Origin of the sequence: Vibrio sp. 1-2 (7-a) (genome assembly GCF_013048515.1) — a bacterium.
Taxonomy (GTDB): Bacteria; Pseudomonadota; Gammaproteobacteria; order Enterobacterales; family Vibrionaceae; genus Vibrio; species Vibrio diabolicus.
In genome coordinates, this window is sequence record NZ_VHSQ01000009.1 from 1 (window position 1) to 15,121 (window position 15,121).

Sequence of the window (15,121 nt, forward strand, 5' to 3'; positions counted from 1 at the left end):
GAACAAGGCGTAGCCATTCTTGCTGAGATCTATGCTGAGACATTTTCGAGTACCTTTAACGATAAAAGTTAAAGGTTACGACGTTTATTAAAAGGATTGAATGAGTCGATTTAAAGACGCTTACGATTCACACCTCTATTTTCTCCCGAGTATTCCATATTATTTTCGGTAAGCTTTGGATCCAACTTATAGATTTCAAAATCTAATCTGAGGTGGCAACGTAGGCTACCTCGTACTTAATTAGCATTTGAACCTGATGGCTTATTGGTTGCTCTTGCATCAATAAGAACCAGTTCTTTTCCTTGAATTAATTCGAGTTCTTTCATTGCCTTTAGGACTCTTTGTAGTTCAGCGTCATTGAAATATAATATGACTTTTATAGATTTATTAGTCTGATTTGCAGCTTTATAAACTTCAACTTGTTTTGCGAGATTTTGCTTCAGTTTACTGTTACCAGCTAGTTTAAATTCAACAAGAGTGCTGTCTTTCGAGCCTCTTGATATTTTGTAATCGACAGGCCCTCGACCATTATTAACCTCAGAATTTACATCGTCATCAGAAGCATACCATGTTAAACGAAATATTAGTTGTAAATCAGACTCTCGCTTTATGGGTTCACCTTTGACATAAAAAAGGCGATAGCCATCATTATTTTCAATTACTTGCTTTAAAAACATCACACGATTGTAAGCTTCTTCGAAGGTATCTCCTTTCTGAGCGTAGAAAACATTCTGGGCACGTAAAATCTCAACGAGGTTAGTGACCTGGCGAATAAATACAGCCTCAGTTTCTTCGACCTTCTGTTCGCTAATTGTTACGGCTTCATTACTGTGATCTTCTTTATATTTGATGTAGTGATCAATAAGTACAGGAAATTTTACTAGTGTCCTTGATATTGCCTGATTGACTTCACTTTTTTTTGCTTTTTTTGGAATTTGCCTTAATAAATATTCATTGATTTGTGCCCGTAACTCAACATTGGGGATCGATGCGGCTATCTCATCGAAATCACCAATAATGTCATGTTTATTTATCCAAGCTTCGTCTTTAGTAAGGATATCTTTGGGCGTAAGTAATACGAAATCGTCATCTATAAATGGAAGCATGTAGAGTTTGGATATCCATCTACGTGTTTTATAGTCAAACTGTGCATGATTTACATTAACCTTTTTACATCTAGATTCATGCAAGTATTTTTTGGCGAAATTTTCAGTGTATTCGCACAGAAAACCCTTTACTAAATTGGTTGTGAAGTCGCTAATAGAATCCTTACCAACCCCATCCTTGATCAAACATAGCTTTTCTAAATGGCTACTTTTGGTAATGTGCTCATTGCCAAAGTTATTAAAAATTGAGCTTAAATTATCGTTTAGAGCACCGGCAAATTTGGATCCAAGACCAGCACCGCCATTTCCGATTTTGCTGTAACCTAACCAATTTTGTTTTACTTCAGGAAATAAAAACCAGTGTTTAATTAATCCACTTGCAATGGGGCCTTTATCTGACATCTCTCGTAAGAATGTAATGTAATTAATAATTTCAGTATGTAGATTTCGATATTCATCTTTTTCACTGCTGAAAAGAAGAAATGGATCGATGAAAACAGGGAGATCATTGATAAGAGAAACATTGAAGGCCCCATACTCATCAAGTTCGTCTTTTGATACACCAAAATAGTCTGAAAAGTAAATATTCATTCAACCCTATCCTCAATTACCAGCTCTAGCTCTATTACGTTAATAAATCTAGGAATCAAAAAGTAATAATCAATAAGTTACATAATGATGAATTCGAGTAACAGGGTCAATGGTGATTAACGAGAGATTTACTGGTTTGATTTAGATAGATCTCAAGCATCACAAAAAATCAGAGGTGTTGAGTAACAATTCACGCATTCATTTCTCCGATCCTTTTAAAAACATAACAACTTTCAAGAAAAAACTGTTACGTGGGGTAACTCTATGAAATCAAAGGGGGTAACAGTTTGAGTAACACTGCTAAATGCCATTATCTATACCCCTCGCGCGGTGACTCGTTTTATCGTCAACAGACTGGATCCAAAGCTAGGCGAACAAATTATGGATCCCGCCTGCGGTACGGGCGGTTTCTTGGCTTGCGCGTTCGATCACGTTAAAGAGAACTACGTGACCAGCGCAGCCGACCACCAAACGCTGCAAAAGCAAATCCATGGTGTAGAAAAGAAACAACTACCACACTTGCTATGTATCACCAATATGATGCTCCACGGCATCGAAGTCCCTGTGCAGATTAAGCACGGCAACACGCTCAATAAACCGCTTTCAAGTTGGGACAGTAATATCAATGTGATTGCGACTAACCCACCGTTTGGCGGTACAGAAGAGGACGGGATTGAAAAGAACTTCCCTGCCGAAATGCAAACTCGTGAAACGGCTGACTTGTTCTTGCAGCTTATTGTCGAAGTATTAGATAAAGATGGTCGCGCTGGTGTGGTGTTACCTGATGGCACCTTGTTTGGTGAAGGTGTAAAAACCAAAATCAAAAAGATGCTAACGGAAGAGTGTAACCTGCACACGATTGTTCGCTTACCTAATGGCGTGTTCAACCCATACACAGGCATTAAGACCAACATACTGTTCTTTACCAAAGGCAAACCGACCAAAGAAGTGTGGTTCTATGAGCACCCTTACCCAGAAGGCGTGAAGAACTACAGCAAAACCAAACCGATGAAGTTTGAAGAATTCCAACAAGAGATCGATTGGTGGGGTAACGAGGCCGATGGATTCGCTAGTCGCATCGAGACCAAGCAAGCTTGGAAAGTGTCGATTGAAGATATTATCGAGCGCAACTTTAACCTTGATGTGAAAAACCCGTATCAGGACGAAGTAGTCAGCCATGATCCTGAAGAGTTACTGGCGAACTATCAGCAGCAGCAACAAGACATTAAAGCACTGCGTGACCAACTGAAAGGCATTCTCGGTGATGCTCTTAGCTCTACCATTCAAGGTAAAAAGCAAGGTGGTGAGCAATAATGGCTGTTGAGAACCTAATTACCGAACATATTGATATTTGGACTTCGGCAGTAAAAGCCAAATCGACCTCTGGTCGCGGTAGCAGCAAGAAGCTAGAACTGTATGGCGTTAAGAAGCTGCGTGAGCTGATTCTAGAGCTAGCTGTGCGAGGAAAGCTTGTTCCTCAAGATCCTAATGATGAGCCTGCTTCAGTGTTGCTTGAACGCATTGCGGCTGAAAAAGCAAAGTTGGTGAAAGCGAAGAAGATTAAGAAACAAAAATCTTTAGGGCAAGTATCCAAAGACGAAGAACTTTTTGATACACCAACTGGTTGGGCATGGACAAGGGTTTCTGAAATAGCTGAAATTAGCCCTCGAAATAGCACAACCGATGATGATGCTGAAGTGTCGTTTGTGCCTATGCCACTAATTACGACTAACTATGATGGTTCACATGGTTCTGAAAAGCGAATTTGGAAAGAAATCAAAAAAGGCTACACGCACTTTCAAGATGGTGACATTGCGTTAGCTAAGATCACACCATGTTTTGAGAACAGCAAAGCCGCGGTGTTCTCGGGCCTTGAAGGAGGAGTTGGTGCGGGAACTACCGAGTTGCACGTGGCTCGTCCTCTATCAGATTGCATTAACCCACTATTTGTATTGTTGTACTTAAAGGCTCCTATATTCCTGAAAGTTGGCGAAACGAAGATGACAGGTTCTGCAGGACAAAAACGAGTCCCTAAAGACTTTTTTTCAGAGAACCCTTTACCTTTTCCTCCAAGCAATGAACAACACCGCATCGTCGCCAAAGTCGATGAGCTAATGACGCTCTGCGACCAGTTAGAACAACAAACCGAAGCCAGTATCGAAGCGCACCAAGTGCTGCTAACAACCCTGTTGGAAACGCTCACCAACTCCGCCGATGCTAACGAGTTAATGCAAAACTGGGCGCGAATCAGCGAGCATTTCGATACCCTATTCACCACTGAAGAAAGCATCGACCAGCTTAAGCAAACCATCCTACAACTGGCGGTGATGGGTAAGCTGGTTCCACAAGATCCAAGTGATGAACCTGCTGCTGAGTTACTGAAAAGAATTGCGGAAGATAAAGCGCAGTTAGTCAAAGATAAGAAAATCAAAAAGCAAAAAGCGCTGCCACCGATTGCTGAAGATGAAAAGCCGTTTGAACTGCCGAATGGGTGGGAGTGGTGCCGCTTACCTAACTTAGGTGAGCTTGCTAGAGGCAAATCAAAACACAGACCTCGTAATGACCCGAAACTATATGAAAACGGTAATATCCCTTTAGTTCAGACTGGTGATGTAGCTCGTGCAAATGGAACAATACTAACGTATACCGCAAAGTATAATGAATTTGGTCTAGCGCAGAGTCAGCTTTGGCCAAAAGGGACATTGTGCATCACTATTGCTGCGAATATTGCGGATACAGCAACTCTAGGATTTGACGCTTGTTTCCCTGATAGTGTTGTCGGTTACACACCTTATGACAAGGGAATTCCGACTGTTTACTTTGACTATTTCATCAAAACAGCCAAAGAAAACTTAGAGCGTTTTGCTCCTTCAACAGCACAGAAAAATATTAACTTAGAAATCTTGAGCAATGTATTAGTTCCTTGCCCACCAAAGCAACAATTCCCTCGTATCGTTGAAAAGGTAAACCTACTTCTAGGTATTTGCGATGAGTTGAAGGAGCGTTTGAAGGAATCTCAAATGTCGCAACTACAACTCACTGACGCTATTGTCGAACAAGCAGTATAACCATGAGCCTATACAATATCGCCAATAAAAACCTCACCGCACTGACACCGACCACCTTTGCAGCCGAAGGGCTGCAAGAAAGGCACGATTTACAAGAAGCGCTGAAAGGCTGTATTGATGCCATCGCACCTGATTGTTTGGTGATATCAGAAGAGTTTTCAGACTGGGAAGACAGTCGTCGCCGTATAGACCTGTTAGCCATCGACAAAAATGCCAACTTAGTCGTCATTGAGCTTAAACGGGATGAAATCGGTGCGCATATGGAACTGCAAGCGCTGCGCTATGCCGCGATGATCTCTACCATGACATTCGATAAAGCGTGTGACTACTATGCCCAGTACTTAAAAAAAGAAGGTCAAGAGATTGATGCCCGCGAAGCCATTCTGGAGTTTGTCGATCTTGATGAAAACAGCTTAGATGACTTTGGTAACGATGTTCGAATCGTTCTAGCCTCAGCGGACTTCGGTAAAGAACTCACAACTTCGGTCTTGTGGTTGCGTGACAAAGGCATCGATATCAGTTGTGTGCGCCTCACACCCTACCGTTACAAAGAAGATGTACTGATCAATGCCGAACAGATCATCCCTGTTCCAGAACTGGAAGAGTACCAGGTGAAGTTCCGCGAGAAGCGTGCTGAGCAGCGCACAAGCGTTCAAAAAGTCGAAAAAGATTACTCAGAGTACCGCTATAACGGTCATACCTATAAAAAGCGTCACCTCGCGCTCGCGTTGGTCACAGACTGGATCGAGAAGCATCAGCCACAAAGCTTGAATGATGTACTCAACGCATTTAACGAGCCAGTAAGACGACGCATAGCCATTCTAGCGGATGATATACCTCAAGGTAGAATTCGCCGCTTCCACAGTGATGAAGACGCGCTGATTACGCTGCCTAACGACGAGGTGATAGCCATCACCAACCAGTGGAGCCTCAGCAATATCACTCGATTGATTCACTTTGCAGAGCAAAGTGGCATGGTTGTAGAGAAAGTTAGTAATATCTGATGGAGAGACCAATGGACTTTACCAGACTCAAGGAAATCATTAGCAAAAACAAAATAGTAATCTCTATCGCTGCGCTATTAACTGCCACCTCTTATGTTTATGAAGCAAAAGATACGGGGATGCGGTTTGTGCAAGATATAAAACAGATTATTGGGTATGAGCAGCCGATCCTCGTAACGGTACAAGGTGATGGTGCTGTGGAAAAGCGCTTAAAATTAGCCAAGTTGGAAGCATCTAACTACAGTATTCCAAGTAGTTCCGCCGCTGTGATTAAGTTTCTTTCATTGCCATGGCTGAACAGTCCCCAGTCGCACATTGCTAATACTGAGCACGACTATACATTTGCGATCGTGACAACCGTTTCTCCAATATCTTCCACATCAAGTGAACACGTTTTTGATGGAGGAGATTGCCGCCTAGGTGTCAGAGCATCGAATATCGAGAAAGATAAAATGGTAGCCACTTTTGATATAGTAAGCCTATCTTGCACTGATAACGCTGGGTATGCTTATAGTATTGAGCCAGACTACCCTATAGGCTATATCTCAGCTCTAAGTACCCCAGGTATCAACAAAGTTAAAATCGTGGACAATGATAGATATTTAACAATAGATCCTGAGAAAAACTATTATGCGCAACTTTATCACCCTCTAGAAAAAATTGATAAACTGGGAGTTTCTTTCGTCGGCAGATTTTAAACTTCCACTAGTAGTGTCAACGTCGATGTAAAAATGTCCCACCTGATGCAAACTATCCGTTCATTACATGAAGGAAACAGACGGTAAGTAATTGGCTTTATAGCAGGCCACTCAATCTTCCTTTGACTTGAATAGCTCATACTGGTCTAAGTTGTGAATGTGTGCATGTACTATTTCGCGGTACGGTAGCGAGACCAAGTATGGGACAAATTCATCCAAGTCATCTACTTCTGATGAATCTAAGCTGAGGCTTGGATATTGTTGAAAGAGTTCGTCTATCTCAGCTTCAGTATACTTCCCCTCGTGAAGAAGCATATTTTTAAATTCAATGTTCTCCTTTACTCTTAACTCTTGTACAACATCTATGTATCGAGTCACTACTTCAAGTTTATTTTTATCTTTGCTCCTATAGCCGCTTACTAAAGGAATGACCAATAAATCGTTAATTGTTGCTCCTCCCGTTATCTCATACGGATAGCCGATGTAAACTTTACTATCGGACATGGTAAAAAGTATAGGAAGTGATAATTCACTAGCTTTATCTATTAGCCTTGAAAACTCTGGGCTTTCTACATCGGACAGGAACTCTTTTCTCAGCTCATCATCTTTTTGAATCTTAATTTTGCTCTTGAGTTCTGATAAGCGGTGATTTAATGAACTTGCCCACTTGAAAGCGATTAGTTTATTTTTAAAACTATTGTAACATCCGAAACTTGCGAGGAGGATATGTACCTTCGGTAAAGAGAAACCAAGGATTAAGGTGATCAAACTAATATTGAACAGCGCTACGTCTGCACTCTTAGGGGTAATAAGCAAAGCCTTTGATAAGGCCCAATAGCCTAAATCATGCTCAACTCCCAGAATACGACCGCAATACTGGATGATAATATGGATAACAGAAGCGAATACAAATAAGAGCAAACCAAAGGCTGTTGACTCGAAAAAAGTATGATAACCAATAGTTCGTTTTAATTTGAAATGGTACTTAGATAGGCCATTAAGAAAGAAATATCCTGATATTCCGAGTATCAATAAAAACAATACAGTTGGCTTAATCATCCCTACTCTCTAATTAGAAATGCCACACCTAATGGTATGGCATTTAACTCAAGCCTCTAAAGGTACATTTTTGGATGCAGCAATCTGTGCCTTAACAACTTGATTGCGCTTGACAGAAGCTGTATCTAGACGAAGCACATCACCATCAACCAGCTCATACTTAATACCTTTAGTTGTCCTTTTACGCGCTTGAAACTCTTCATAACGTTCTCTAAGAACATCTTGTTTAGTCTTGGCCATAATTTCTCCAGTGCATCAAAATCAAAAGGCTAGCACGATACAAGTAAGTTAATAATTGTACATTTATCCGACAATGTCGACATTTTCTTGAAAACAGTGTTTCTCATTGTGTCAATTCGAGACATTGCTTCTTCTGTAGTAACCAGACTCGAAGGAACCCAAGACTCTATACCCAAACACAAGTCCTATTAGGCTTCTTTATGAAGTGTATGTTTGAAAAGGGGATGATTTGCATGTTGAGTTTCAAATACCTAGCCGCGAGAAGCAAGCGAACTTATGCATTTATTACAGATGATTACATTAAGCTACAAGCTTAACCGACTACTTAGCCGACTATAAACACCCAAAACGACAAAGGCCTGACAACTTAATAAGCTGTCAGGCCTTATAGAATATGGCACGCCCTGTAGGATTCGAACCTACGACCACATCCTTAGAAGGGACGTGCTCTATCCAGCTGAGCTAAGGGCGCGCTACAGGGACAGGATTATACGAGTTCAAACGGGTAAATCAACGGGTTTTCATAACATTCTGATCTGAATGCCTAAAAAAAGTCCATTAAAACGTTTAATGTTCAAAAACACCACAAGGCAAACGTTTGCGTATGGATGTTAATTAGAATTTCTGCGACAATGCGCCGCAGATAATTTGCCTTCTTAATTTATAAGGAAAGTCATGACTGCTCAAAATATAGACGGAACTCTCATTTCCCAAACTGTTCGATCCGAAGTTGCAGCACGTGTTAAAGCTCGCGTCGCAGCAGGTTTACGCGCTCCTGGTTTAGCAGTGGTTCTAGTTGGTGAAGATCCTGCTTCTCAGGTTTATGTCGGCAGCAAACGCCGCGCATGTGAAGAAGTTGGGTTTGTTTCTAAGTCTTTTGACCTTCCTGCGTCTAGCTCAGAAGAAGAGTTACTAGCGCTGATTGATGAATTAAACAACGATGATGAAATTGACGGAATTCTAGTGCAATTACCCCTTCCTGCGGGCATCGACACAACACATATTTTAGAGCGCATTCACCCAGAGAAAGACGTGGATGGCTTCCACCCTTACAACGTTGGTCGTCTTGCGCAGCGTATTCCAAAGCTTCGCTCTTGCACACCAAAGGGCATTATTACCCTACTCGACCGTTACAACATTGAGCTACGTGGTAAACATGCGGTTGTGGTTGGCGCGTCAAACATTGTTGGTCGTCCAATGACACTTGAGCTGCTGCTTGCGGGCTGCACGACAACAACATGTCACCGTTTTACCAAAGACCTAGAGAGTCATGTGCGTCAAGCTGACGTTGTCGTGGTTGCGGTTGGTAAGCCAAACTTCATCCCTGGAGAGTGGATTAAGAAAGGTGCAGTGGTTATCGATGTCGGCATTAACCGTCTTGATTCAGGCAAGCTAGTTGGCGACGTGGAATACGATAAAGCACGTGAAAGTGCGAGCTTTATTACTCCTGTCCCTGGTGGTGTTGGCCCAATGACCGTTGCAAGTTTAATCGAGAACACGATGCTCGCTTGCGAACAGTTCCACACAGACAAATAACGTAAAACTTCAGATACGAAAAAGGCTCCTTGCGGAGCCTTTTTGCTAATTGTTGATATCTATTTCAATTACAGACTTAAAATCACGCCCGCAATAGAAGCGCTCATTAAGTTCGCCATGACACCAGCGATAATCGCACGGAAACCATGTTTAGAAACAAATGCACGCTTTTCAGGTACCAATGAGCCCAACCCACCAATCAGCATCGCCATGCTTGAGATGTTTGCAAAACCACACAAAGCAAACGTCACGATTGCTTGTGAGTGTTCACTGAGCTGAGACTTCACTTCAGCAAGCTGGATGAAAGCAACGAACTCATTCACCACAATCTTATTACCAATCAGCGAGCCTGCTGTGGTTGCTTCTTGCCATGGCACACCTAATAACCAAGCGACAGGTGCGAATACATAACCTAGGATCAGCTCGAAGCTTAGTGGCGTCCCAACAAGGTCACCAATCCAACCTAGCATGCCGTTTAACATTGCAATGACACTGATGAACGCCAATAGCGTACCACCTACCGATACAGCAATGCGTACACCCGCCATTGCACCATCGGCTAATGCTTCTACTACGTTGGTTGCACGTGGAATTTCAACTTGGCTAATGTCGATATCTGCTGCTTTATCCGTATCTTCTGGCATTAAGATTTTTGCCATTAACAAGCCCGCAGGTGCCGACATAAATGCGGCAGCGATCAGGTAGTTAAGGTCAACGCCCAGTGACGCGTAACCGACCAACGTTCCACCAGCAACAGAAGCCAAACCACCTGTCATCACCGCAAAGAACTGCGAGTCGGTCATGTGCTTTAGGTATGGCTTTACCATCAATGGCGCTTCAATGGTGCCAACAAAAATATTCGCCGTTGCAGACAAAGACTCCGCGCGACCGATACCCAGCAGCTTTTGAATACCGCCACCGATAAAGTTGATGATTTTTGGCATCACACCAATGTGATAAAGACCGGAGATAAGAGAGGAGAAGAAAACGATGATACCCAGAACATTGATCGCAAAGGTGAAGCCCCCTGTCGCCAAATTACCGAATAAAAACGCAATGCCCTCTTGACCATAGTTGATCAAATTCGACACAACGCTGCTCACTGAATTCAGCGCATCTCGTCCTGCTGGTACATATAAAACCAACAACGCAAACAGTACCTGCAAAGCAAACGCAAACGACACTGTTCTCAGCTTTATATTTTTTCTATTTGTAGAAAGTAGCCATGCTACGAATAGTATGGCTACGATACCAATAATTGAGTTCATAAAATGAATCCGACAGAAGGGGGATATGGAAGGCACCGGATTGTATAGCGGACTCAAAATGCTGCAAGTTGAGGATGTTAACAGTGTGAAAAGTTTAAGCGCCCAATAATTGACCTTAATCATAAGGCATTGAATTATATAAATATAAACGTTTGCTTATTTTTATTGTTTCCATATAGAAAAGATGTTTCTAGTTCTGGAAAAATTTTTGTGAAGTGAATCACCTTATGTGCCGTTCAATAACGTCATTGATCCTGTTACTTAGGAATAGATATGTAAGGCGCTAGACGTTGATCCCAATGACACGGGTTACCGATCTTCTGTTTGATGAAGTTAATCACTGCGGATATTTTTTTTGGCATATGTTGGCGGCTTGGATACACCGCATAAAACGGCATCGACTGGCTTGCTTTCCAGTCCGGTAACAACTGTATTAACTTACCCGTTCTAAACTCATCACCCAGTAAGTAAGTGGCAAGGTAGGCAATGCCCCAACCTGCAATAGCGGCATCCCGAACGGCTTCTGCCAGATCCACTGAATAGTTGCCCGAAACTTTTACGTTCAACTCCTGCTGATCTTTAGTAAACGCCCACCCCGTATAGTCACGCTCCCAGCTTCTGTATATAAGACAGTTGTGAGAAGACAAGTCATCCGGCTCTGTTGGCGTATCATGTTTCAATAAGTAATCTGGTGATGCCGCCACAACAAACTGGCAATCCGTCAAACGCTGCGCAATGTAGCCTTCAGGCAAATGCTCGTTGTTGGTCACCCATAAATCGAGCCCTTCGGCTAACATATCGACCTTATAGTCAAACAAATGCACCTCCACTTGAAGTTGAGGATACAGTTCGCGCAACTCTTGAATTGCAGGGATAATGTGCAAGGTACCGAATGATTGCGACAAACCAAGACGCACTAAGCCTGCCACTTCATCCCGCTGGGTTTCCATCTCTAATGTAGCACTGCTCACCGCTTGTACTACTTGCTCACAGTGATGAAAAAAGGTTTTTCCTGCCTCAGTCGGCGTAAAGCTTCGCGTAGTGCGTTGAACAAGCTTGATACCAAGAGACGCTTCTAGCTGGCTCAACTGCTTACTCACATGAGACACCGACACGCCTAAGCTCTTTGCAGCAGCCGTGAAACTTTTATGTTTAAGAAGAGCGGAGAAGATCACCATTTGTGCAGCACGTTCAGATAACACGCTTTACCTCGATTTGATTATAGGAAAAACAAAGGACTCCGAAGAGCCCTCATATTGAATACTGGATGCCAAGTGATTATTTGATAACAGCTCAGTATTTAATTCGGTCAGCCAAGTGACTCACGGCGAGTGCGAAGTAGTAAGAGCGGTTCCACTTCATCAGTACGTTGTAGTTATTGTAAACCAGATACGTACGACCATTTTCGTCGTCCGGCATGATCAACCATGCTTTGATGTCTTCATCCAGTTTTGGCAACGGACTACCGTCGTATTTTGTGATGCCAAGTTTGCTCCACTCCTGAAGGTATTTACCTTTTTCAGCTGTGCGCCCTTCTAAGCTGCGATCAATGCCTTTAGGAACTTTCACTTGGCGACCCCAAGTGTATTTGTCATCCCAGCCGGACTTGCTCAAATAGTTAGCGGTTGATGCAAATACGTCGGCTTCAGATTGCCAAATGTCTTTTTTACCATCCCCGTTGCCGTCAGCGGCAAAACGTAGGAAAGAGCTTGGCATAAATTGACACTGTCCCATCGCACCAGCCCAAGAACCTTTAAAATTATCTAGCTCGATATGGCCTTGATCGAGGATCTGCAATGCCGACATGGTCTCTTTACGGAAAAACTCTTCACGACGACCTTCAAATGCCATTGTCGACAACGCGTCAATCACTTTGAAGTTACCCGTAAATTTACCAAAGTTACTTTCTACACCCCACAGCGCCACGATAAAGCGAGGCTGCACACCGTACTCATCGCCTATACGCTTTAGCTCGGTGTAATGCTCTTTATAGAGTTGTCTTGCTTGCTTCACCTTCCATTCAGGCACCGCGCGAGGAATGTATTCATCCAACGTCAGTTTCTTCTCTGGCTGGTTTCGGTCCGCTTTTACTGCTCGAGGCTTGTACTCAACATTCGCAAAAGCAGCACTAATGACCTGCTCTGAGATACCTTTATCACGCGCTTCAGCACGCAGCTTATTCAAGTATTCATCGAAACCCTCGCTACTTGCAAAAGCCGAGGTACACACACCAACGCTAAGCATGGTAGCCAGTATTTTTTTCATATTGCCCTCCTTGAGCAAGGCAGAAATCCCAGATGAAAAACGATGACGTTATTCGCCTTTCTGCTGGGCTTTTTGTTCTTTGTACTTTTCTAGTAGGTTCTCCGGCGGAGGCGGAACCTGCAAAAAGAAGCCATCATTTTGCAATGAAGCCTTCACTTTTTCGATATCAACTTGTGCCAATTTACGGCCATCAAGTTTAATCGTCATAACAGCGATAGGCTTACCGAACATCTGCATTAAGGTGTCAGGAACCTGTGAAAAATCATCCTTTTTCGGAATATAGAGATAAGTACCTTCTTTTTTCGAGCTTTTATAAATAGAACAAAGCATGACACGCCTTTTATGCTGATTTAGCCGCGTTGAGTGCGGATTAGGTTGAAAACGTCAAATTCTCGCAAACTTAATAGCAAATTTGAGATTAATTCACCTATTTGCCCACGAGAGAACTTGCTGCGTCAAAGGATGAAATATAACATGACAGACCTAGTTTAAGGCAACGCTCTTTCAATAAAGGCAAGAAGTCCACGATGACCCATTCACCAGACCTTAAAGGTAGCAGTTTTACATTGTCAGTTTTACACCTTTCTGACAATGAGATCGCAAAGACTGTCGAATTTTTGCAAGAAAAAGTTTCTCAAGCACCTTCTTTTTTTGCATCCGCGCCTTTGGTAATCAATATAGCAAAAGTACAAGGCGACATTGATTTCCCTAAGCTTAAACAAGGCATCTCAGATGCTGGTTTTATTCCGGTCGGTGTAACGGGCTGTAAAGACAAGCGTGTACAAAATCTTGCTTCCGAAGCTGGCTTCGCCATTATGTCGGCGAGCAAATCACCAAGCCAAGCACCTGCCAAAATGGCACCAACGAAAGTAGTTCGCACGCCTGTTCGATCAGGACAACAGATCTACGCGAAAGATGGTGATTTGGTGGTGTTAGCGCACGTAAGTGCTGGTGCTGAAGTCATCGCTGACGGCTCTATTCATATCCATGGCACACTTCGAGGCCGTGCGATTGCAGGCGCAAGTGGTCAGCAGGAAGCGCGTATTATTTGCCACGATTTACAAGCAGAACTGGTATCCATTGCGGGTGACTACTGGTTAAGCGATCAAATTGAAAGCGAGTACTGGCAAAAGAAAGTAATGATCAGTAAAGCCGATGAATCATTGCATTTAGAAGTTCTCGCGATTTAATCTAAAAAGGAAAAAAAATGGCACGCATTATTGTAGTAACGTCTGGTAAAGGTGGCGTTGGTAAAACCACTTCAAGCGCAGCCATCGCCTCTGGTCTAGCTCTGAAGGGAAAAAAGACCGCGGTGATCGATTTTGATATCGGTTTGCGTAACCTCGACCTAATCATGGGCTGTGAGCGCCGTGTCGTGTATGACTTTGTAAACGTCATTAACGGCGAAGCGACATTAAACCAAGCGCTGATCAAAGATAAGCGCACGGACAACCTATTCATTCTTCCTGCTTCTCAAACTCGTGATAAAGACGCACTGACAAAAGATGGTGTTCAGCGCGTATTCGGCGAACTTGATGAAATGGGCTTTGATTTCATTATTTGTGATTCACCAGCAGGTATCGAGCAAGGCGCATTAATGGCCTTGTACTACGCCGATGAAGCCATTGTCACAACGAATCCAGAAGTCTCTTCTGTGCGTGACTCTGACCGCATTCTCGGTATTTTAGATTCTAAGTCCCTGCGTGCAGAACAAGGGCTAGAGCCAGTAAAACAGCACCTGCTACTGACTCGCTACAACCCATCTCGCGTCACTCAAGGCGAAATGCTAAGCGTTGAAGACGTAGAGGAGATCTTACATATTCCACTACTGGGCGTGATTCCAGAAAGCCAAGCCGTGCTTAACGCGTCAAACAAAGGTGTGCCAGTCACTTTTGACGATAACACCGATGCAGGTATGGCTTACTCTGACACCGTTGATCGCTTATTAGGCAATCAGGTTGAATTTCGTTTCCTTACTGAGGAGAAGAAAGGACTCTTTAAACGACTCTTTGGAGGCTAGACATGTCATTATTAGAATTTTTCCGCCCACAGAAGAAAACTTCTGCGAATCTAGCTAAAGAGCGTTTGCAAATCATTGTTGCTGAGCGCCGCAGCCAAAATGATCCTGCGCCTTCTTACTTGCCTCAATTGAAAGAAGACATCTTGAAAGTGATCAGTAAGTACGTGGCAATTGATCCAAATATGGTTGACTTAACATTTGAGCACAAAGACGACGATATCTCAGTTCTTGAGCTCAATGTGAAGCTACCAGACGACGAGAAGTAA

General features: G+C 43.0%; 14 protein-coding genes, 1 tRNA gene and 1 pseudogene. 8 read left to right on the forward strand and 8 right to left on the reverse strand.

The window, feature by feature from the left end; all coding sequences use genetic code 11:
* Nucleotides 1-236: 236 nt before the first annotated feature.
* Entirely contained in the window at nucleotides 237-1,697 is a 1,461-nt protein-coding gene (locus FKN08_RS18065) for a hypothetical protein (protein ID WP_170892654.1), read from the reverse strand.
* Between the two features lie 315 nt (nucleotides 1,698-2,012).
* Here FKN08_RS18065 and FKN08_RS18070 point away from each other — a divergent pair.
* From FKN08_RS18070 to FKN08_RS18085, 4 genes and pseudogenes are all read left to right on the forward strand, one after another.
* Nucleotides 2,013-3,011 (forward strand): annotated as a pseudogene (locus tag FKN08_RS18070) (N-6 DNA methylase); the annotation flags it as partial.
* On the forward strand, nucleotides 3,011-4,765 hold the full coding sequence (locus tag FKN08_RS18075) for a restriction endonuclease subunit S (protein ID WP_170892655.1): 1,755 nt from the start codon (nucleotides 3,011-3,013) through the stop codon (nucleotides 4,763-4,765). The pseudogene FKN08_RS18070 and the gene FKN08_RS18075, both read left to right, overlap by 1 nt.
* A 2-nt stretch (nucleotides 4,766-4,767) precedes the next feature.
* The gene (locus tag FKN08_RS18080; protein ID WP_170892656.1) at nucleotides 4,768-5,769 is read left to right on the forward strand and encodes a hypothetical protein; all 1,002 of its coding nucleotides are present in this window, start codon (nucleotides 4,768-4,770) and stop codon (nucleotides 5,767-5,769) included.
* Between the two features lie 11 nt (nucleotides 5,770-5,780).
* The gene (locus tag FKN08_RS18085; RefSeq protein ID WP_153645965.1) at nucleotides 5,781-6,467 is read left to right on the forward strand and encodes a hypothetical protein; all 687 of its coding nucleotides are present in this window, start codon (nucleotides 5,781-5,783) and stop codon (nucleotides 6,465-6,467) included.
* Nucleotides 6,468-6,578: 111 nt separating this feature from the next.
* Here FKN08_RS18085 and FKN08_RS18090 read toward each other — a convergent pair whose 3' ends face one another.
* The 3 genes from FKN08_RS18090 to FKN08_RS18100 form a co-directional block, all read right to left on the reverse strand.
* Entirely contained in the window at nucleotides 6,579-7,526 is a 948-nt protein-coding gene (locus FKN08_RS18090) for a hypothetical protein (protein WP_153645966.1), read from the reverse strand.
* Nucleotides 7,527-7,574: 48 nt separating this feature from the next.
* Nucleotides 7,575-7,766 carry a hypothetical protein gene (locus FKN08_RS18095; protein ID WP_047462752.1) on the reverse strand — a complete coding sequence of 64 codons (192 nt, stop codon included), beginning with the start codon at nucleotides 7,764-7,766 and terminating at the stop codon, nucleotides 7,575-7,577.
* Nucleotides 7,767-8,161: 395 nt separating this feature from the next.
* Nucleotides 8,162-8,238 (reverse strand) — tRNA-Arg (locus FKN08_RS18100).
* Nucleotides 8,239-8,441: 203 nt separating this feature from the next.
* Here FKN08_RS18100 and folD point away from each other — a divergent pair.
* On the forward strand, nucleotides 8,442-9,302 hold the full coding sequence (folD, locus tag FKN08_RS18105) for a bifunctional methylenetetrahydrofolate dehydrogenase/methenyltetrahydrofolate cyclohydrolase FolD (RefSeq protein ID WP_170892657.1): 861 nt from the start codon (nucleotides 8,442-8,444) through the stop codon (nucleotides 9,300-9,302).
* Nucleotides 9,303-9,370: 68 nt separating this feature from the next.
* On the opposite strand, the gene FKN08_RS18110 is transcribed toward folD, so the two are convergent.
* The 4 genes from FKN08_RS18110 to FKN08_RS18125 form a co-directional block, all read right to left on the reverse strand.
* Nucleotides 9,371-10,570 carry a NupC/NupG family nucleoside CNT transporter gene (locus tag FKN08_RS18110; protein WP_031780514.1) on the reverse strand — a complete coding sequence of 400 codons (1,200 nt, stop codon included), beginning with the start codon at nucleotides 10,568-10,570 and terminating at the stop codon, nucleotides 9,371-9,373.
* Nucleotides 10,571-10,827: 257 nt separating this feature from the next.
* A complete protein-coding gene (locus FKN08_RS18115; protein WP_005396032.1) occupies nucleotides 10,828-11,772 on the reverse strand; it encodes a LysR family transcriptional regulator in 945 nt (314 codons plus the stop codon).
* A 91-nt stretch (nucleotides 11,773-11,863) separates the two neighbouring features.
* Nucleotides 11,864-12,835 (reverse strand): lytic murein transglycosylase, encoded by a 972-nt coding sequence (locus FKN08_RS18120; protein ID WP_048626139.1) that lies wholly within the window; start codon nucleotides 12,833-12,835, stop codon nucleotides 11,864-11,866.
* Between the two features lie 48 nt (nucleotides 12,836-12,883).
* Nucleotides 12,884-13,165: a YcgL domain-containing protein gene (locus FKN08_RS18125; protein WP_005382303.1), complete on the reverse strand. Its 282-nt coding sequence runs from the start codon at nucleotides 13,163-13,165 to the stop codon at nucleotides 12,884-12,886.
* A 197-nt stretch (nucleotides 13,166-13,362) separates the two neighbouring features.
* Between FKN08_RS18125 and minC the strand changes: the two genes are divergently transcribed.
* From minC to minE, 3 genes are read left to right on the forward strand one after another with little or no spacing between them, the layout of a single operon-like run.
* Nucleotides 13,363-14,025 carry a septum site-determining protein MinC gene (minC, locus tag FKN08_RS18130; RefSeq protein ID WP_005382304.1) on the forward strand — a complete coding sequence of 221 codons (663 nt, stop codon included), beginning with the start codon at nucleotides 13,363-13,365 and terminating at the stop codon, nucleotides 14,023-14,025.
* 17 nt (nucleotides 14,026-14,042) lie between these two features.
* Entirely contained in the window at nucleotides 14,043-14,855 is an 813-nt protein-coding gene (gene minD / locus FKN08_RS18135; protein WP_005388331.1) for a septum site-determining protein MinD, read from the forward strand.
* A 2-nt stretch (nucleotides 14,856-14,857) separates the two neighbouring features.
* The gene (gene minE, locus FKN08_RS18140; protein WP_005396037.1) at nucleotides 14,858-15,121 is read left to right on the forward strand and encodes a cell division topological specificity factor MinE; all 264 of its coding nucleotides are present in this window, start codon (nucleotides 14,858-14,860) and stop codon (nucleotides 15,119-15,121) included.